The organism is Sphingobium sp. LMA1-1-1.1 (genome assembly GCF_040676365.1).
GTDB lineage: Bacteria > Pseudomonadota > Alphaproteobacteria > Sphingomonadales > Sphingomonadaceae > Sphingobium.
In genome coordinates, this window is the sequence record NZ_JBEGHS010000034.1 from 126,985 (window position 1) to 145,020 (window position 18,036).

Annotated in this window: 23 protein-coding genes; 8 read left to right on the forward strand and 15 right to left on the reverse strand. The window is 62.7% G+C overall.

Annotated features, from left to right (window positions below):
• Positions 1 to 3: 3 nt before the first annotated feature.
• A complete protein-coding gene (locus tag MRBLMA1_RS14645) occupies positions 4 to 1,341 on the forward strand; it encodes an LLM class flavin-dependent oxidoreductase (protein WP_133652520.1) in 1,338 nt (445 codons plus the stop codon).
• Positions 1,342 to 1,489: 148 nt separating this feature from the next.
• Here MRBLMA1_RS14645 and MRBLMA1_RS14650 read toward each other — a convergent pair whose 3' ends face one another.
• The 7 genes from MRBLMA1_RS14650 to MRBLMA1_RS14680 all read right to left on the reverse strand — a co-directional run bounded on the left by MRBLMA1_RS14650 (position 1,490) and on the right by MRBLMA1_RS14680 (position 7,136).
• Positions 1,490 to 3,232 (reverse strand): asparagine synthase-related protein, encoded by a 1,743-nt coding sequence (locus MRBLMA1_RS14650; RefSeq protein WP_363737590.1) that lies wholly within the window; start codon positions 3,230 to 3,232, stop codon positions 1,490 to 1,492.
• Positions 3,229 to 3,939, reverse strand: a complete 711-nt coding sequence (locus tag MRBLMA1_RS14655; protein WP_363737591.1) for a lasso peptide biosynthesis B2 protein — start codon at positions 3,937 to 3,939, stop codon at positions 3,229 to 3,231. Before MRBLMA1_RS14655 ends, MRBLMA1_RS14650 begins: the two co-directional genes overlap by 4 nt.
• Before the next feature lie 20 nt (positions 3,940 to 3,959).
• Complete coding sequence (locus tag MRBLMA1_RS14660; RefSeq protein WP_129927693.1) at positions 3,960 to 4,079, reverse strand: benenodin family lasso peptide; 120 nt, start codon at positions 4,077 to 4,079, stop codon at positions 3,960 to 3,962.
• A gap of 114 nt (positions 4,080 to 4,193) precedes the next feature.
• Positions 4,194 to 4,802 (reverse strand): GntR family transcriptional regulator, encoded by a 609-nt coding sequence (locus tag MRBLMA1_RS14665; RefSeq protein WP_363737592.1) that lies wholly within the window; start codon positions 4,800 to 4,802, stop codon positions 4,194 to 4,196.
• Positions 4,799 to 5,671, reverse strand: a complete 873-nt coding sequence (locus MRBLMA1_RS14670) for a phytanoyl-CoA dioxygenase family protein (RefSeq protein ID WP_363737593.1) — start codon at positions 5,669 to 5,671, stop codon at positions 4,799 to 4,801. Before MRBLMA1_RS14670 ends, MRBLMA1_RS14665 begins: the two co-directional genes overlap by 4 nt.
• Positions 5,672 to 5,687: 16 nt before the next feature.
• Complete coding sequence (locus MRBLMA1_RS14675) at positions 5,688 to 6,305, reverse strand: acyl-homoserine-lactone synthase (RefSeq protein WP_363737595.1); 618 nt, start codon at positions 6,303 to 6,305, stop codon at positions 5,688 to 5,690.
• Positions 6,306 to 6,362: 57 nt separating this feature from the next.
• Positions 6,363 to 7,136 carry a LuxR family transcriptional regulator gene (locus MRBLMA1_RS14680; RefSeq protein ID WP_363737597.1) on the reverse strand — a complete coding sequence of 258 codons (774 nt, stop codon included), beginning with the start codon at positions 7,134 to 7,136 and terminating at the stop codon, positions 6,363 to 6,365.
• 167 nt (positions 7,137 to 7,303) lie between these two features.
• On the opposite strand from MRBLMA1_RS14680, the gene MRBLMA1_RS14685 reads away from it, so the two are divergent.
• The 3 genes from MRBLMA1_RS14685 (at position 7,304) to MRBLMA1_RS14695 (ending at position 9,056) form a co-directional block, all read left to right on the forward strand.
• A complete protein-coding gene (locus tag MRBLMA1_RS14685; RefSeq protein ID WP_363737599.1) occupies positions 7,304 to 7,528 on the forward strand; it encodes a transcriptional regulator domain-containing protein in 225 nt (74 codons plus the stop codon).
• The gene (locus tag MRBLMA1_RS14690; protein WP_363737601.1) at positions 7,461 to 8,117 is read left to right on the forward strand and encodes a DUF2285 domain-containing protein; all 657 of its coding nucleotides are present in this window, start codon (positions 7,461 to 7,463) and stop codon (positions 8,115 to 8,117) included. Before MRBLMA1_RS14685 ends, MRBLMA1_RS14690 begins: the two co-directional genes overlap by 68 nt.
• 666 nt (positions 8,118 to 8,783) lie before the next feature.
• Positions 8,784 to 9,056, forward strand: coding sequence for a hypothetical protein (locus tag MRBLMA1_RS14695; protein ID WP_312219411.1), 273 nt, complete (start codon positions 8,784 to 8,786; stop codon positions 9,054 to 9,056).
• Positions 9,057 to 9,124: 68 nt separating this feature from the next.
• On the opposite strand, the gene MRBLMA1_RS14700 is transcribed toward MRBLMA1_RS14695, so the two are convergent.
• The 6 genes from MRBLMA1_RS14700 to MRBLMA1_RS14725 form a co-directional block, all read right to left on the reverse strand.
• Positions 9,125 to 9,541 (reverse strand): hypothetical protein, encoded by a 417-nt coding sequence (locus tag MRBLMA1_RS14700; protein WP_363737603.1) that lies wholly within the window; start codon positions 9,539 to 9,541, stop codon positions 9,125 to 9,127.
• Positions 9,542 to 9,636: 95 nt separating this feature from the next.
• Positions 9,637 to 9,882: a hypothetical protein gene (locus MRBLMA1_RS14705; protein WP_363737605.1), complete on the reverse strand. Its 246-nt coding sequence runs from the start codon at positions 9,880 to 9,882 to the stop codon at positions 9,637 to 9,639.
• Positions 9,883 to 10,562: 680 nt separating this feature from the next.
• Positions 10,563 to 11,579, reverse strand: a complete 1,017-nt coding sequence (locus MRBLMA1_RS14710) for a sensor histidine kinase (RefSeq protein ID WP_363737606.1) — start codon at positions 11,577 to 11,579, stop codon at positions 10,563 to 10,565.
• 191 nt (positions 11,580 to 11,770) lie between these two features.
• Complete coding sequence (locus MRBLMA1_RS14715) at positions 11,771 to 12,160, reverse strand: PRC-barrel domain-containing protein (protein WP_363737608.1); 390 nt, start codon at positions 12,158 to 12,160, stop codon at positions 11,771 to 11,773.
• 68 nt (positions 12,161 to 12,228) lie between these two features.
• Positions 12,229 to 12,675 carry a ferritin-like domain-containing protein gene (locus MRBLMA1_RS14720; RefSeq protein ID WP_363737610.1) on the reverse strand — a complete coding sequence of 149 codons (447 nt, stop codon included), beginning with the start codon at positions 12,673 to 12,675 and terminating at the stop codon, positions 12,229 to 12,231.
• A 63-nt stretch (positions 12,676 to 12,738) separates the two neighbouring features.
• On the reverse strand, positions 12,739 to 13,323 hold the full coding sequence (locus tag MRBLMA1_RS14725) for a DUF4142 domain-containing protein (protein WP_363737612.1): 585 nt from the start codon (positions 13,321 to 13,323) through the stop codon (positions 12,739 to 12,741).
• Between the two features lie 324 nt (positions 13,324 to 13,647).
• Between MRBLMA1_RS14725 and MRBLMA1_RS14730 the strand changes: the two genes are divergently transcribed.
• Together MRBLMA1_RS14730 and MRBLMA1_RS14735 are read left to right on the forward strand one after the other, a co-directional pair.
• Entirely contained in the window at positions 13,648 to 13,905 is a 258-nt protein-coding gene (locus MRBLMA1_RS14730; RefSeq protein ID WP_363737614.1) for a GlsB/YeaQ/YmgE family stress response membrane protein, read from the forward strand.
• Positions 13,906 to 14,119: 214 nt separating this feature from the next.
• Positions 14,120 to 14,473 (forward strand): MarR family transcriptional regulator, encoded by a 354-nt coding sequence (locus MRBLMA1_RS14735; RefSeq protein ID WP_363738211.1) that lies wholly within the window; start codon positions 14,120 to 14,122, stop codon positions 14,471 to 14,473.
• A 36-nt stretch (positions 14,474 to 14,509) separates the two neighbouring features.
• Here the strand turns inward: MRBLMA1_RS14735 and MRBLMA1_RS14740 are convergent, their stop codons facing one another.
• Complete coding sequence (locus MRBLMA1_RS14740; RefSeq protein WP_363737616.1) at positions 14,510 to 15,313, reverse strand: SDR family oxidoreductase; 804 nt, start codon at positions 15,311 to 15,313, stop codon at positions 14,510 to 14,512.
• Positions 15,310 to 15,639 carry a nuclear transport factor 2 family protein gene (locus MRBLMA1_RS14745; RefSeq protein ID WP_072894987.1) on the reverse strand — a complete coding sequence of 110 codons (330 nt, stop codon included), beginning with the start codon at positions 15,637 to 15,639 and terminating at the stop codon, positions 15,310 to 15,312. Before MRBLMA1_RS14745 ends, MRBLMA1_RS14740 begins: the two co-directional genes overlap by 4 nt.
• 119 nt (positions 15,640 to 15,758) lie before the next feature.
• On the opposite strand from MRBLMA1_RS14745, the gene MRBLMA1_RS14750 reads away from it, so the two are divergent.
• Both MRBLMA1_RS14750 and MRBLMA1_RS14755 read left to right on the forward strand, forming a co-directional pair.
• A complete protein-coding gene (locus MRBLMA1_RS14750) occupies positions 15,759 to 16,652 on the forward strand; it encodes a LysR family transcriptional regulator (RefSeq protein ID WP_072894990.1) in 894 nt (297 codons plus the stop codon).
• 63 nt (positions 16,653 to 16,715) lie between these two features.
• Positions 16,716 to 17,828: a DNA alkylation repair protein gene (locus MRBLMA1_RS14755; protein ID WP_363737618.1), complete on the forward strand. Its 1,113-nt coding sequence runs from the start codon at positions 16,716 to 16,718 to the stop codon at positions 17,826 to 17,828.
• The last annotated feature ends 208 nt before the right edge of the window (positions 17,829 to 18,036 follow it).

Sequence of the window (18,036 nt, forward strand, 5' to 3'; positions counted from 1 at the left end):
GCCATGGCCAAATCCCCGCACATCAAACTCGGCTTCATCCTGCACGGCGTCGGCCGCACCTGGAACGATTGGCGGCACCCCGACCGCGAAGTGAACGCCAGCACCAGCTTGTCCTATTATCAAAAGCAGGCCGCGACGGCGGAACGCGGCAAGTTCGATTTCCTCTTCGTCGCCGACAGCCTGTCGATCACCGAGAAATCCAGCCCCCATTATCTCAATCGGTTCGAGCCGATCACCATATTGTCGGCGCTTGCCGCCACGACATCGCGCATCGGCCTCGTCGCGACGCTGACAGTCAGCTATTCCGAGCCGTTCAACGTCGCCCGCCAGTTCGCCTCGCTCGATCATCTGAGTGGCGGACGCGCCGGCTGGAATGTCGTCACGTCCTGGCTTGGGGATACGGCGGCCAATTTCAGCAGGACCGAGCATCCCGCCCATGCAACCCGCTACAAGATCGCCGCTGAATATCTCGACGTGGTGAAGGGGCTATGGGACAGCTGGGAGAAGGGTGCGCATGTCGCCGATAAGGAGAGCGGCCAGTTCGTCGATCCTAACAAGCTGCATCGGCTGGAACACAAGGGCGAGTATTTTCAGGTGCGCGGGCCGCTCAACATCAAGCGCACGCCGCAGGGTCAGCCTGTCATCTTCCAGGCCGGCGCGTCCGACGACGGACGCAGCTTCGCCGCGCGCCATGCCGAAGTGATCTTCACCCATGCGCCGACCAAAGAGGACGGCCAGGCCTATCTCGCCGATGTGAAGGCGCGGGCCAAGGGCTTCGGCCGCGATCCCGACCTGTTGTTCGTGCTGCCGGGCATCGCGCCGATCATCGGCGATACGGAAGAGGAAGCGGAGGCCCGCTATCGCGAATTGGCGGCGCTGGAATCGATCGACACGGGCCTTGGCTTCCTGTCGCGCACCTTCAACGACCATGACTTCCGTCAATATGATCTCGACGCGCCCTTCCCGGACGTGGCGCATATCGGGTTTGACAGCCAGCAGAGCGCCACGCTGCGTATCCTCGCCGAGGTGCGGGCAGAGAACCTAACGCTGCGGCAGGTGGTCGAACGGCTGGCGACACCGCGCGGGGCGTTCGTCGGATCACCTGAGACGGTCGCCGATCGCCTCGAGCGTTGGTTCGAGGAAGGCGCGGCGGACGGCTTCGTCATTTTCGAGCCGCTGCCGGGGCAACTCGACCTGTTCGTCGACAAGGTAGTTCCCATTCTGCAGGCGCGCGGCTTGTTCCGAACCGATTATGAGGGCGCAACCTTTCGCGCGCATCTGGGCCTGCCCGAGCCGGAGAATCGCCATACGGCAAGCCGTTCGAAACGCAGCGCTGCCTGAACCGGTCGATCACATGCTGCCCAATCGCCAACGCCTTCCAACCACGGCCCGCAGTTCGGAATGTGACTTCACGCTGGCACATGGTAGCTCCCATCCTTTGTCCCCTCTCGGCATTGCTGGATGGACGTACCGTCTGAGATTGCCGCCTCTAGCTTTGGGATGCAGCCCACGCTTCAGCATCGACCAGTTCCATGATGCGCACGAAGCGCAGGTCTCGAACCGGACCAAGCATAAAGAGTAGCTGTGAAATCTTTCTTTCGTCGATGAGACGAAGGTCAGCCAGCTTGCCGCCAAGCAGCATGTCGCGAATGGTCTGCCGATGCCGGTCGAAGATGGTCGCGACGAACCCGGTGGGCGTGCCCTTCGATCGACGCGACACGATGGCCTTGGGAAGATCGGGCGCGAAGGCGCTGCGTGCGATCGCCCGGTCCCGATCGGGTGCAAGCCAGTTCCAGCTCGGGACACGCAGGCAGGCCTCAACGACGGGCTGGGAAACCAGTGGCGATACCGCGCGCTGTTGGGCCTGGGCATTGATGGCCTCGACCATATTCTGTGCCGGGGCGAGCAGGGCCACATGGCTGGCCCGACCGGGCAGGACGCCGTCGGGTGGCGTGAACCAGGGATGGGCAGGAGCGTCCTCGACGATCGCCCTTGCTGCGTCAGACAGGAAGTCGATCGCTGGCGGCTGGCGCGGGGCTGGCGAGCGCAGCCAGGCGCGATGCACCGCGCGCCAGGTCAGGGCCCATGTCCCGGTCTGGCCCAGGTCGCCGAGTGCCCGTGCGGCGCTCCAAAAGCGCTTGTCCAGACCGCCGGTGGCGAGGCAGTCGGCGAGGATCGACACGGTGCGCGAAGCGAAGAAGACATTGTCGCCACCGCCGCCATCGATGAGGATATCGGCTCCGCATAGCTCGGCGGTTTCGGCCGCGACCGCGTCCTGCGCCTGCGTGAAGCAGCGATGCACTGGATAGGGCATATGGGCCGCACCCGAGCGGCGGACATCGACGCGGTCAAGGTCGAATGTCCGCGTCAGCAGTTCGATGCCGGCAGACCGGGCGACCATCCCGGCATAGCGCCTTTCGTCGCTTGCCGCGTCGTCGCCGACGAGGTTGAGGCCGATCACATCGGTGCCGGTCGCCTTCAGGCTGGCGGCCACGATCGCCGAATCGAGCCCGCCGGAAAGGAGCAAGAGGGCGCGATCATGGCTGGCGGTGCGGGCACGCGCGGTAAGATGCACGGCGTTGCGCACGGCGCGAGCCGCTTCCCCGGAATCGTCGATCATCCGATCCCGAGCGACGAAGGCCCAGGGCGACCATAATGTCTCGTATACTACCCCATTCGCCGAGACGAGCAGGCGATCGCCGCCGCGCAGTTCCTCCACGCCGTCGAGGCAGGTCTCGCTGCGCCGCCATTCGGGATAGGCGATGTGACGCGCCAGGGCATCGGGATCGACGCTGAAGCGGCATCCGAGGTCCCGCAGCAGGGCGAGATCGGACGCGACCAGGAGCACGCCGCCTACCCGGGCGTGGTAACATCCCTGATCGCCCATGGGCGCCCGTATGATGGCGGCGGCGGTATCGCTGGTCGTGAAGGCGACATAGCTGCCCCAGTAGCGTTCGATCAGTCTCTCGCCTCGCGACCGGGCGATCGCCGTCCATGCCGCATCGTCAAGCGTGGTTTCCGGGCGCGTGCTGCCACGATCGAACAGTTCGCCGACTATCGCATGGCCGCCAACCTGTGCGATCCCGTACCGGTGGTCGCTCCACAGCATGAAGCGGTCGGTTTCGATCAGCGGCACGAACGACACCGAGGCCTTGCGCGCCCTGTCGATCCGCCCCGGAGGAAGCGGCTCGGCGCTGGTCGCGATCAGCGCGAGAAAGCGGCGCCTCATCATAAGACCAGGATCGGGGTGAAGGTCCGCACCATGTCGATGCGGTCGTTGACGAGCCGGTCCTCGTGCTGGACCCAGCAGTGGGCGGAAAATGGCCCGAGTTGCACCCCCAGCACGACATCGGGCCGTATTCCCTTCGCGATCATGCGCGATGCCACCGCGATGGAGTTTGCAAGACACAGGTCAATCTGGCTGGCAAGGTGCGCCGCCGAAACGAACCCGGCCATGATCCGCTCTACCTGCCCCTCCGGCAGGGCACGGGACGTCGGCAAGCACGACTTGCGGGTCGACAGCCAGGAAAGGGTCCGGCCGAGACCCGCCATCTTCAATCGTACGCGCGTGGCGGCAAGGCAGCACAGAGCGCTGGTCGTCCCGGCGAAGGCAGGCAGCGGAAGGTCGAGATCGAGAAGACTCGTCTGCGGCATGACGATCGGGGGGCAGGCGGCCGGTGCCTCCGGAGTCGCCGACGCCACTAGCAGGCCGCGCGCCAGCAGTCCCTGGACGTGCACATCGTCTGGGGGCGGGGTGCCGCCTTCCGCGAGCAGCAGGAAGCTGTGCTCGGCGCTTCGCGAGAGGCAGAAATAGCGGTCTGCCTCGATATCGAGAAAGATGATCCGGTCGCCGACGCGGCAGAAGGAGATGCCATTGCGAAGGGTGAAGCCCATGATCGAACGCCCAGGATCGAAGGCCAGATCGGCGCGCGATCCCATCGGACCGCGCGCCGACGCCGTCAGTCGTCGGCAATGCCGAAGAGCTGCTGGCCATTCTTGGCATCGATGACCAGGCCGGCGCCGCCCTTGGTTTCGATGCTTGCGGTGCCGAGGTCGATCACTTCGTCTTCACGTTCCATGATGCACTCCTTCGTCCTGCTGCGAAATGCAGCCATGGCAGACTATGGAGGGCGGTCGGCTATCCGAACTTTATACGGATTCTATATCGATTTTGTTTGGCAGGGCGGCGGGCGTCAGTCCGCGCGGTAGACGGCCCGCACGATGTCGGCGGCAGCGCGGCGGCGGCGGCGATGATAGCTGCGGCACAGGATTTTCAGGTGCTTGCGTTCGGCGGTCCTGACGGCCTGCCACAGCGCCTGCAGTTCAGCGTGTGTGCCTTCAAGCACATGCTCTTCGACGGTCCTGACGGCATGAAGGCGGGCGTTGAGCCGGTCGAGCGCGAGCGCATGCTCACGATTGGCGGAATGGCGGGCGACGGCCAGAAATGTCGCCGCAGTCCGGTCGGCCAGGGCCGCGTCGTCCGCGAGGTCGCCAAGGGGCGGAAGTATGGCCGGGCGTCGCCATGCGTTGATGGCAAGCAGGACGAGTTCGGCCGACCAGTCATAGAGATCCTCGAGGCCCGGTTCATCGAGCGCAGGGACATGGAAGCCGCCGGCGGTGCGCGTCTCCACAAGACCCTCGCCGGTCAGCCTGTGGAGCGCGTCGCGCACGGGCGTGACGCTCGCGGCGAGCGGCGCGGCCAGCACCGCCGGGTCGAGCCTGTCGCCTGGCCGGAATTCGCGGCTCATGATCCGGAGGCGCAGCGCCTCATGGACCCGTTCGGCGGTCGCTCCGGCGTTCACCGCGCGTCTCGCTGTTCCTGCACAAAGGCATCGACCAGCACCTGCTGGTCGGGCCGCAGCGCATCGACAGCGCCGAGTGGCCGGTCCGCGCGTCCGCCCAGCAGCACCGAAGGGCATTGCCCCTCGAAATTGCCGAGATTGGGCCGATGCTGGCGATAGCCGACCAGCGCCGCCAGATCGGACGGGAACGCGCGCGCGACCTCGGGCGGATAGGCGAGCCATTGGTTTTCATAGGGCTTGAGCCAGCCCAGTGCATAGCCGATCACGATCCCGCGTCGCACCTCCCGCGTGCGGTTTGCACCCGCGCCGTGGAGCGTCGAGCCGAGGAACAGAAGCGCCGCGCCGGGAGCCATCTCGGCGGCGAGAGGCGCGCCGCCCGGCTCGGCCAGTGCGTTCGCACCGTGGCTCTCCGGCCAGATACGCGTGGCGCCGTTCTCCTTTGTAAAATCGGTCAGCGACCACATCACGTTGACGAGATATTCGATCTCGCCGACCGGCCCGCACCACATGTCCTGGTCGCGATGCGGCAGTTGCGCCGGTGCGCCGGGATGAACGGCGATCGCCTGGGTCGTATTGAGCTGGATGCACTCGCACCAGGGCGCGAGCACGGCCTCGACGATACGGAGAATGCGCGGGTGCTGGACCAGCGCCGCGGCGCCGGCCGCACGCGTGAGCAGTCGGCCGAACCGCTTGGTGGTGCTGCCGTAGAAGCCGCCCTGGCCGAACGGCGTCGCCGCGAAATCACCCGCCAGTTCATCATCGAGCGCGTGGACCTGCGCGGGCGGCAGCGCATCGGGAAGGATGCACCAGCCATGGTCGAGAAGGTCGCGCGTGCTGCGGGCGATCTCGTCGTCGATCCTGTCGATCATCGTCGTTCTCCTTGCGTCAGGCCGCGATGCGCCGGCTGTCCCGGATGGCCGGTGTCGCCTGGATGCCCGCCGCGGCGAGCAGGCCGGGCGTGTCGGGGGCGATGTCGATGCGCAGCGCCGCCAGCATCGCGCCATTGACCAGCCGGGGCAGCCCGAGCGGACGGCAGCGCCAGCCGAAGGCGAGGATCTGCTGGAACCAGCCCATTTCGGCGATTGCGCTGTAGCCGGTGATGCCGTGGTCCAGCGCATGATCGACGAGCGCGGTCACCAGCGTGTCGCGCACCGTACGGCGCTCGATCGCGCGCAGCCGGCGGTCGAGGCAGAAGCGGGTGATCTCGTAGATGTCCGGCGCGCGCGGCGGCGCGTCCTCGCACAGGCCCGGATAGAGGCTGTCGAGAATGTGCGGTCGCATGGTCGGCAGCAGACGCACCGAGCCCAGATGCGCCCCGTCGGGTTCGGCGAGAATCAGATAGATGGCGTTGAGATCGTCGAACTGGTCGACTTCATAGCGACCTTCGAGGACCGGGACGTCCCATTTGAGCAGGTCGACGAAGACCGACTTGCGCGCGGCGAACATCGCGCGCAGCGCCGCGTCCGACGCGGACGGCGGGGCGGATTGCAGGATATGCAGCATGGCTCTTGCTCCCTTGGCCCTGATCGGTCGAGGGTCGGCGAGATGCCGGTCGCAGCGCTATGCCCGAAAAGGGGCATAGCGACGGCGGAAGATATCCGAGAAGGTGAGGGTTCCGTCGAACAGCGTCCGGATCACCAGCAATGTCCGCTTGTTCACGCCGTAGCGTTCGCAGGCCTGCTTGATATGCCGGGCCACCGTCTCTTCGCTGATCCCGAGGATGCGGCTGATCTCCCAGTCGCCCTTGCCGCGCGCGACCCACAGGACGCAGTCGCGCTGCCGGTCGGTCAGTGCAGGCCCCGGACGCGGCAAGAGCCCGCCGCGTCCCGTCCACAATCGGCGCGCCGCTTCGAACGCGAAATTGCCGGCGAGTTGCGCCAGCGGCAGCATGGCCTGCGGGAGCGGCCGGTCCGCTTCGCTCGCAAAGGAGCAGGAGCCGCGCGCCTCGCCTGGAACATGCGCCGGGACGGTGAAGCCGTCGCCGATGCCCTGTGCGCGGCCGAGCGCCAGGATCCGAAGATCGCCCGGCGTCAGCGGGATCATCGCCGCCATTTGCGACCAGGGGAAGCCGATGCTGGTGACATGGCTGGCGCGGTGCACCGGGTCGCTCACGCCCAGAGCGTTCTGGTCATAATAGTCCGCCCAGCGCCGCGGATAATTATGCAGCCGGATCGCCGCGTCACCGGCCGTGGCCACATCGACATGATGGCTGAGCGCGAAATACTGGAAACCCAGTTGCACGCTGATGGCAGCCATGGCCGCCGCAAGCTCGTCCGCGTTGCCGACCGTTTCGACGATGCGCGCAAGCTGCATCGCCATGCCCGAATAAGGCATCTGATCCTGTCGCGACCGTCGGCGGCGTCTCGTGCGGCCCGGATCCCGGCGGTCGCCCTTCCTTGGTCCTGTGGGCCAGGCGGCGGGGCCTCAAGCCGTCGCCGGGCGACTCCTGTCATGGAAGCGTCATATCATGTTGTGCAGGCGCGCAGAAGTTGTCTTGTGCGATGCAGCATATATGCCCCCGCGCTGTTCGCGGGTTTCGGCCCGTGACGCTGCTGCAGGCGTGGCGTGAGAGCACCGCTTACGCACGGCTGCGCGGTATCGATCGCGCCGGGATCATGTGGGAGTGGCTGCGTCGCAATCCTGATTATATCGCCTGGCATGCCCGGGCGAGCAGCGTTACCCGCGGCCGCGTCGATCCGCGCGCGTGGGGGCTGCACTTTCGCTGAAGATCCGGCCCGGTCGGCACCCGAGGCACGGATCATCTGGCATGCCGATCTCGATCCCGCAACCCTGTCCGTTATAGCGATTTCCACCGATCGCGCCGATCCCGATGGTCTTGATCTGGAGCGTGTCGCCGCTTGGCTGACCGTCGTCACCGATCCGGACGGCTATGACCATGCCGTTCTCTCGGACGGTCGCCACCATATCCGGCTCGATGTGGCGCAAGGCCGGCTTGCCGGTGAGACCTTGGTGCATCTCCACTATCGGTTGCATGGGCTTAGCAGCGCCGAGGCGGGCATCCTGCCGCTGCGCCGCCTCCTCCATCTCCAGCACCATCGCCGCTTTGCCCGCTCGCTGTACCCGCGCGACCCCTGGATCGAACGCGGCATCCAGTTGCTGCGCGTCCATGACGCGCTGGCCGACGGCGCGACCCAGCGCGAAATCGGGGCCGTTCTGTTCGGCGAGGCGCGCGTGGCCGAAGACTGGAACGACCGATCCGACTCGCTGCGTTCGCGTGTCCGGCGGCTGGCGCGCGAAGCGAAGACCCTGGCGTTGGGCGGGTATCGCGACCTGATGCGGCGGCGGTACCGATGAGGTGGGGCGGTGGTTGTACGTCGGCGAGGACGTCCAGACGGGGCGCCTCGCGCCGGGCGCTGCGCCAACCGGCACGACCGCGCTCTATGGCTCGGCGTTTGTTGCGCCAGCGCACCGACGCCTGCACCACCGAGCCCCGGCCAAGCCGGGTCTCAGCCTTGCGGTGACGATCGCTGGCGCGGCCACAGCGACCGACAGTCCGTGCAGATCGTCAGGGCCTGCCGCGCGGTTGACGGAAGCAGGCCATCGGCGGATTTGACCCGGAAACGACCGGATTCTCCGCCTGCCACCTTTGCAACATGGCTGCGAGATTCGCCATGATGCCAACCTCGCGTTGCGCGATGTCGACGCTTGACCATGCAATTCTGAAAAGAAACGGTTCGACCGAACGTGGGACAATTCTGCCATTCCCGGGCGCAACCTTGAATGACGGGTTTCGCCGAAACATGTCATTGGCAGAGACACGATCAGAAAATGCCGTGCCGTGACGCGACAATTTACTATCATCGCCCTAATGTGCCCTATCCCCGCTCTACGTAATGCGGGTCATACAGGGCTCTTCGGGTTCGCTCAATTGTGATAAGGTGAAACATCACCCGGTTCTAGTCGCAAGCATCCCGTGACTGAGAGACTCGAGCGCTCCCGCTTGCTGACGCGGAGTTCATCATGATTACTGATACTAAAAACAAGGCCGGACCTGCCGAATGGGCAGATTATGTCATCCGTGCTGCTGCTGGAATAGCCAGCGCCGGATCGATCTTCGGCTATGAGAAAATCGTCGCTGCCCGGATTTGGCTGGCAGAACGCCACGGGCGTTCGCTTGCAGAGGCTGCTGACAATGAGTTGCACGGTCAGCCTTGGTGGAGCCGGGGGAGGAGAGATGAACTCGCCACTGCCCTCGATGAATGGGAGAACGAGGGCGGTGGCATCTCGAGGTAGGTGGAGCGAAGAGCCCGCGCCGCCGTATGTTCGGTAAAGCGCGAACTTTAGTGCGGGCTCTCGCGGCTTTATACTGTATCGGCCTGTCGCGCTATCGCCAGTTCAATCGCCCTGATGAATTGATCACCATATTGCTGCGTGGACACATAATCCTGTTCATCCTCTCCCAAGACGTGACCTAGACTGAACGTTTGTTTGAGGCGCATCAGAATGTCGGGCTGCTCTTCTGCGATATGACGGATTAAGGCCCGTAATATGCGTTCATGGGCCAGAACCCGGCGTTCCAAATCCGTGTTTTCAATATTCATTGCTGAGACATTCCTCTGTTCACGCTTTTGGGAATCGCTTGGTGATGCGGCTTTCTGCTGAAGCACGTATTTCACACGGCCTTCTGCTGCCGCGTTTCGTTTGTCAGCCATTCCTACTTCTTCTGCTGCCGACCGAAACGCGCTGAAGCGCCTTCGCTTTCCTTGCGTATCAGACATGTTCTACCTCCATTTGAGGATAGTTGCGATTTTGAAACCGGGCGGCCTGGATCCAAGTTTCGTTTGCGAAAGAGGTGATCCAGGTGGATCCCGCGTCAGAGGTTGTTACGGTGCGTCAAGTCATCGAAAGCCTTATTGAGCCGGCGTATTTCAGCATGAGTCAGAAGTTCGCCGCGGGCCACCTGGTCACGCGCGCTGGTGAGAAGGCCTTCAAGAATCTGCAGACGCGTTTGAGTTCTGTTGGGCAGCCTTTCGAGGCGAGACTGGGCATTGATGATCGTCGCGGCGAAATCCAGGCTATTTGCGGTTGGACATTTGTTGGTTTCTTGAACGACTTCCACTTTTCCAGCCTTAATTGTAGATCAATACGAGGATGGTCGCGGCAATCAGAATAAGTGATGCGTTCATGATCACCGCGCGGGCTAAGGTATCATCACGGAAGAGACCGGCGCTGAACCGAAGCATTGTCGAAACGCTTGGAGTATGGCAATTGGAACGGTGTGCGTGGTGAGGTGGACATGTCACTCTCCTCGTCGGGCGGGAGCGCGATAGTCTCTCAGTCACGGCGGCCATGGACGGAGTCGAAGCCGGGATGCGCCAGTATACCACGTCTCACACAGCGATCCTAAAGCCGTTTTCGTGAATGAATAGCATCCCGAATTTGTGGCGGCCCCAGGCAAGCCGATCGGCAGGGTTTGGAACCAGGCGCTAACAGCGCTTCCAGGTTCAGCTTCTCGGAGAGGGTGTGACGTAGCCGCGAAGAGATGTCGCAGGTAAGGCTGCAGTTTGGCTGGAACGGAGTGGTCGATACTGGAATAAAGCGCCTGCCACGACTGGATACCGCGCTGAGATCATCTAAGATCGTGCTTGATGACAAACTCGTCGAACAGTCCGAGCTCATAACCGTGTCCAATGTACCCAACCTCCTGGGCGTGACAGTCTTGAACGGCGCGTCTTTCGGGCGACAGCTCCCGCCCCGATCCTTGGAGATCGATCCCGCCGTGATCACGGACCAGGAAGTTCAAACCTCGCTGTGCGTGACTGAGACCGTAGTTCCAGGGTATCCGCCCTCGGTTTCGACGGTGGCTTCCAGTTGATTGGCCAGTGCTTCGACAATGCTGGTGCCAAGACCCGGCCTGGCGTCCGCCAGCGACTCCGGTGTGCCCACGCCGTTGTCGCTGACTGACAATGTCCAGTTTGCTTCATGGGAGTGGTAATCGACCAGGATCTTGCCGCTGCGTTCGCCCGGGAAAGCATGCTTAAGCGCGTTAATCACCAGCTCGGTGACAATCAGCCCCAGACTGACCGAGATATCCGCGTTCACACTGCTGCCGTCGGCCGTAACCGCGATCGACAGTTGGTCATGATCGTGGATCATCGAAGCACCGAGGCTTTCGCAGAGTTGGGTGAAATAGCCACGCAGTTCGACATCGCCGAGCCTCGATGCCGCAAGCTGCTGTTGAAGGGTCGCGATCGACATTACCCGGTTGTGGGCGTCGTGGAGATGGCCTCGTGCCTCCTCGGATTGCACCCGCCGCGCGCTCTGCATGAGCACGCTGGCGATGATCTGGAGGCTGTTGGCAACGCGATGCTGGAGTTCCTTGAGCAGGATCGCCTTCTCGCGCAGCAGGTCATCCTTGAGTTTTTCGCTGATGCGCGCTTCGGTCACGTCGGAGATGGTCAGGAGCAGGCGAACCTGTTCGGTGTCGCCATAGTCGAGCTTCTGGGCATTGAGCATCAGCCGCCGTGGAGCGGCACCGCCCTTGAGGTCCATTTCATAAGCCTCGATCCTTGCATGACCGCAGAGCGTTGCGCTGAGCAGCGAGCGAAGCTGCGGTACGTCCCACTCACCGGCGCCGAGTTTGAATACAGGCCGTCCGGCCACGTTTTTCGGCACAAGAGCGAAGGCGGCGTAGAAGGATGAGCTGCCGGCTATCACGGTGAGATCTCCGTCGAGCAGCAGCGCAGGCGCGGTGGATGAGGCGAGGATCGCCAGCGCCAGATTGCGCACGACGTCAGGATGGATAACTCGGTTCACGATGATGCCCCTTTCCGGGGAAACCGGAAAGCTCGCGGGGTGAAAGCCGGGTCCGGGTAATCGCGAAGTGAAGGCTCTCAACGTGAGCGCAGGGATTCGCAGACGCACCTTAGCACGGTTTGCACGACCACCCTGCGTCTATTCGACACCGGTCAATTACCTATTTTTGCCGCCCCTTTATGGGCTGTTGATCAGCCGGTGGCGGCAGGCGGAAGCCGAAAATAGTCTGTCACGCGCCGGCCATAGGCATCGTCGAAGACAGGCGCTGAATCCGGCCGGAAGCTGGGGGCACCCTCCAGCAGCCGTTTGTCGATGGCGGCTGCATATCCACCCTGCGTCTCGTCATAGCGGAACGCCGACCAGGGTATGGGATGATAGCTCTGTCCCAGCCCGAGGAAACCGCCCGTGGACAGGATGACATAGGCCACCTGTCCGGTCCGCTCGTCGAGAATGAGTTTGTCGACGGTACCGAGCTTGTCACCATCGCGGCCATGCACTGTCTTGCCGCGCGCATCGTCGGCGGAAATCAGGATGCGGCTTGCGAAAGGACGGGCAACGGGTATTTCTGTATTGGTGGCCATGGCCATTCTCTGTTCAATAAATCTCCGGGGCGGCAGGCAATTACCCACCGCGCCGAAAATGTGCCTTCTCAGACCAGGCTGTGCTTGAGAGCGCTCGCCTGATCATGGCCGGCCTTAACCGAGGTGAAAGCATCGCGAATGATGGACCTCGTTGCCGGCGCCAGATCGGCATCCTTCAGCGCGATCTCGAACTTCGCCTTGATGTGGTCCTCGCCGCGCTCGACCTCCTCGATGATCGCCTTGTCGTTCTTGCCGGTGAACGCCTGTTTCAGGTCCATGAAGCTACGATGGGCGGCGCCGAGGAAGCTTGCGCTGTCCTGGGGCTTGCCGCCGATCGCGCGCACTTCGGCCTGCATCGAGGAGACGACCTGTCCGCGATCACGCGCGAAATCGGCGAACAGGGCCGCAAAACGGGTGCTCTTCGCATCTTCGGCAGCGTCCTCAAACCCCTTCATGCTGTCGAGGGTCGTGGTGATCAGTCCATTGAGGACGGAGATATCATGCTTGTCGTTCATGTCATGATCCTTGATTTGAAGGCGGCTGGCCGGCCAGGCTTTTTCCTTGGCCGGCCAGACCACTCAGTTCGCAGAGAGCGACGAAGGCAGGAGCGCGCTGCCCTGCTGAAGCTGTTGTTCGATGATCGGCACGCCGTTGCCGGCTACCTGCTTCAGCGACTGGTCGGCGCCATCTTCGGCATAACCCTTGTAGGTCGCCCAGTTGCCCTGCTGCACCTGGGCGGATTGGGTAAGATAAAGATTGTCAAATGACCCGCGCGGCGTACTGCGAAGCATCTTGAGCATCGAGGCGCGCTCGGCCGACAGGCGAGTGCTGGGCCGGGCGATCTTGCGCTGGTCGTTGCTCAGCGACGCCATCAGCGTCTGCTGGGAGGTCTTTGATTCCGAAATGATGCGCCGGGCATAGTCCTTGACATCGCTGCGTTGCGAGCGCGTCAGGCTGAGGCGGCTTGCCGCGATCTGGAACCCATTGGCATCGGAGGCGGCGGCGGAGAAAGCTGGGCCGTCGAGGCCGTGGATGGGAGCGGCGCCCACATTCATGCTCGAATAGCTGCCCGTGGTAGCCGGCGTCGTGGACTGGGCTGCCGCAATAGTCGCGGCGCCAAGTGCTGCCGTCCCGACGAGGACGGCGAAAACGTTATGTTTCATGGTGTTATTCCTTACAGACGTGGCATCCACAGGCTTTTTCCTGTGGGAAGTTGGCGTCTATTGTTGGGCTGGAAACGCACCATCCAGGATGGAAAGGCATCGCTTGGAGCATTCAGACAACGATCCGCACGTGACAATGTTACGGTCGGCAGATTTTATTTTTATTTTTCGCGCTAATATCATGAATAAGCGCCCAAACTATTTCATCTCGTCTGGTGTATCCAAAGTCTTTGGAACGCTTCTGCCAACTGAGGGGTTAGCAGATATTCCGGGCACGATGCGTCAATGCGGCCAAATCGTCTTCTGGATTGCAGGAGAACGGTTATGGGAATTATCATGTGGCTCGTCGTTGGCGGCGTTATCGGATGGCTTGCCAGCATCATCATGCGGACAGATGGTCAGCAGGGCATCATCCTCAATATCGTGGTCGGCATTATCGGCTCCTTCATCGGCGGCCTGCTCCTCTCCCGAGGTGACATCAACAACGCCCCGCTCACAGTCATGACATTCCTGGTCTCGCTGGCTGGTGCGATCATATTGCTGGCGATCGTCAATCTCGTTCGTCGCGGTTCAATACGCTGATACTGTCCTCCGTACAGCCGCCCCGGGAGGCCATCGGCTCCCGCACCGTTAGAATCACGCCACATGTTCTGCACGATTGAGAGCTGCAACAGCTGTGCTTGATTAGCCGTGGCCTGCTCGCAAGCTCACATGAATGTAAGGCGAATGTCCGGTTGCGGAGAAACCGGCCACTCGCGCGGCTAGCTTGGACCGGCGGTTCCTGGTCGGTAGCGGAATGGGGAGTGCGGCGGCATCCCGACCGGATGCCCAAACCGTTGGCAGCGTGGCTCAGCAGCTCGCCCTCGAATCGAGCACGCTCACACCCCTTCTCAAGCGGCTGGAAGCCGCCGGCCCGGTCCGCCGAACGCGAAACCCGGTCAATGAACGACAGGTCGTCATCGCACTTACGAAGGAGGGAGATGCACTTCGTTTTCGCGCGGGATGCCTGGGCGACACATTGCTTGAGGCATCGGGACAGACACCTGCTGCCCTCGCAAAACTGAACGGTGAGATCAACATACTGCGTAACGCCGTCTATCGGCATATTGGCGGCTGGGCGGTGTCCGAGACGCCGGCCGAAGCGGACTGAGTTTTCCTGCTCGTGGCCGGTGATCGTCCGGGTTGCTCAGACCGTCGGCACCGTACCGCCGTCGATCACATATTCCGTGCCGGTGATGCTGGCCGCACGGTCGGATGCGAGGAAGGCGATCAGGTCCGCCACCTCTTGCGGCTTCGCCGGACGCCCAATCGGTATCCCGCCGAGCGAGTCCATGATCATCTTCTTGCCCGCCTCGATATCTCCGCCGTGCTCGGCCGCGAGCCGCGTCGCCAGGTCGATGGATGCCTCCGTCTCGATCCAGCCGGGCGATACGCGCACGACGCGAACGCCTTGCGGTGAGACCTGCTTGGACAGGCTCTTGCTGTAGGTCGAAAGAGCAGCCTTCGCTGCGGCGTAGGCGGTGGTCGCCTCCGGCAGGGGCAGTTCGCGCTGGATGGACGTCACATGGATGACGACGCCGCTACGGCGCGTCACCATGGCCGGAACGAGTTCCCGGTCGAGCCGCACGGCCGGCATGAGGTTGAGGTCGAGTTCGCTTGCCCAGATCGCGTCGCTGAGGGCCTCGTAGCCCCCAGCCGGAGCCGAGGAGCCGCCGAGCATGTGGACGATGATATCCACGCCACCCATCCGTTCCTTCACGGCAGCCGCCAATGCTAAGCAACCGTCCGCGCTTGTCAGATCGGCCGCGACGAACAGCGATTCCGGAAAGTCATCGGGCAGGGTTCGGGCGGTCGTCAGAACCTGCGCTCCGAGTTCCCGAAAGAGATTGACGGTTGCGGCGCCCGCACCGCGCGTGCCGGAGGTAATCAGCGCGCGCTTTCCGCCCAGATCGAGGAACGGATGGCTACCGCCTGGAACGGGCACGCTCACAGCGTGATCTCCAGCCCAGCGATCTTTTGCCCTTCAAGGACGAACAGATAGCGCAGGTCCACGGGACTTCCGGGGAAATCACCAGCGAGATGGCTGAACACGGTCGTTCGCTCGCCTTCCGTCGAGATCGAGAAGGGCTCCACGCTGTAGGTGTACTTGGTGGAGGAGTCTGCCTTCCATTGCCGGATGGCGTCGCGTCCAGTGTAGGTATGTCCCTCGTCCATGACGACGGCGGCATTGGTGAAGCAGTCGGCAACAGCTTCAGCGCTTCGTTTCCTGTCGGCGTCGAAATAATCGGCGATAATTTCGGGCAACTTGAGGGTCATTATACGTCTCCATTGTTCCGGAAAAGCGCTTTGCTTCTCTTGGTGACGCCAACTTAGGGCTGGACCTTTGCGATGATAATCGGGATAGATCGTCATGCGATGTTGCGAAAAGTAGGACAATGCACCAGGACGGTTTGGTCGAGTTTGATGCGGTATTGGCCATCGCACGGCGCGGATCGTTCCGGGCGGCCGCGCTGGAGCTTGGTCTGTCGACTACCGCGCTGAGTAATGCCATCGCAAAGCTGGAACGGCAGCTCGGCGTCCGCCTGTTCAATCGCACGACCCGAAGCGTTGCCCTGACTGACGCTGGACGCAAGTTTGTCGATCAGGTTGGCCCTGCAGTTAGGAATATTCATGATGCGATGGACATCGCGCGTTCGCAACAGGAGACGCCCTCCGGAACGCTCCGTATCAACGCCTTCCCAACGGCAGCCCGTGAAATCCTCGAGCCGCTCCTTTTGCAATTCCTACGTCGCTATCCCCAGGTGCATGTCGATCTCGTCACCGAGGGGCGGATCGTGGACATCGTGGCCGAGGGTTTCGATCTTGGCCTGAGGAGTGCCGACCTTGTTCCCAGCGACATGATCGCCATCCCCGTCGGCCCACCCCGCAGCTTTGCCGTCGTTGCGACCCCTGCTTACTTCAAGGCGAATGAAAAGCCTCGCGTCCCTCCCGACCTGCTGGGCCATGCGTGCCTTCGCATCCGGCTCCCAAACGGTGCGCTGCACCGCTGGCAATTCGAGAAAGACGGGCAGCCTGTTCAGATAGACGTGCACGGCCCGATCACGCTCGATGAGGCCAGTCTCTCGCGTATCGCGGTGCTGGACAATGTCGGCATAGGCTACTTCATGGAGTCCGACATCCGCGAAGACATCGAGGCAGGGCGTCTCGTTCGCGTTCTGGAAAACTGGACCCCGCCGTTGGTGCCTTTGTGTCTCTACTATCCCAGCCGGCGCAATCCATCGGCTGCATTCAAGGCTTTGATCGGAATGGCCCGTCAAATCGCCGGATGACGGCAAGCCGGGCGCATTGTTCAAAGGTCATTTGGCGACAATGAGATTGGAAACGGCTTCGCGATGACGGACGAGACTACACCTGCCTTGCTCAAGGACATACTCGGTCCGCAGGCGCTGACCATCATCGCCGACGCTGGCGGTTCAGTATCGGCGCGCTTCGATCGCGCCAGCTTTCTCAGCGCCGCGTCGGAAGGACTCGATGCGCTGTCGATCATGGAGCGCGTGCGCCATATCGCTGACGCCCTCCATGTCGCACTACCGGCCCGATATGAGGATGCGCTTGAGATCATCCGTGCCATGGCGCCACAACTCAATCATGGTTTCCAGGTGGTCGCTGTCACCGAGTTCGTGGCGCGATACGGGCTTGGCGATTTCGACAGATCGCTGGATGCGCTTACCGATCTTACCCGCTTCGGATCCGCCGAATTCGCCATTCGCCCATTTCTCGCTCAGGATAGCGGGCGGACCCTTGCCGTCATGGAAGGGTGGGCCAGCCATGCTGACGAGCATGTCCGTAGGCTTGCCAGCGAAGGCAGCAGGCCAAGGTTGCCATGGGCATCGCGCATCCCGGCTCTTCGGGACGACCCGACGCTCGCAGCCTCAATCCTCGAAGCGCTCAAGGCTGATCCCAGCGCTTATGTTCGCAAGTCGGTCGGCAACCATCTCAACGATATCGCAAAGGATCGCCCGGACTGGCTGCTGGATCGTCTTGCCGGGTGGCCGACCGACAACCCTCAAACGGTCTGGATCATCCGTCATGCGTTGCGCACGTTGATCAAGAAGGGCGAACCACGCGCGCTGGCTCTCATTGGCGTTGAGCACGGCGCCTCAGTCACGGTACGCCGCTTTTCGATTGAGCCTCAGGTTGTGCGTCTGGGCGAAACAATCGCTGTCGATGCCGAACTCCTGTCGACTTCCCCCGATAATCAACGCCTGGTCGTCGATTATCGCGTCCACTATGCGCGTGCCGGCGGCAAGACTGCGGCCAAAGTTTTCAAGCTGAGGACATTTGACCTTTCCGCCGGGCAATCCGTGAAGCTTGGACTACGCCAAGCTATCCGGGATTTCAGTACGCGGCGCCATCATCCCGGCCGCCACGAGGTCGAACTCATCATCAATGGACTGACCATGGCAAGCACTGCGTTCGACATCGCGAGCGATCCCGCCGCCTGAGGCAACCACAGCAGCCATCGGCCAGATTTGTCGCTCCCCCTTTTTCAGCGCGAGGCTGCTCAAGGGATTTAAACATTTGCTCGCAAGCGGCCTCGCTTAGGATCCGGCCACGCAGCCCTCGAAGACATTGGCGCTCGCGGAGAAGCTTGGTTTCCAGCTCCGTTAAGCGGAGCGGGTCTTCAGGTTGGGATGAACGGCAGGTTCTGTC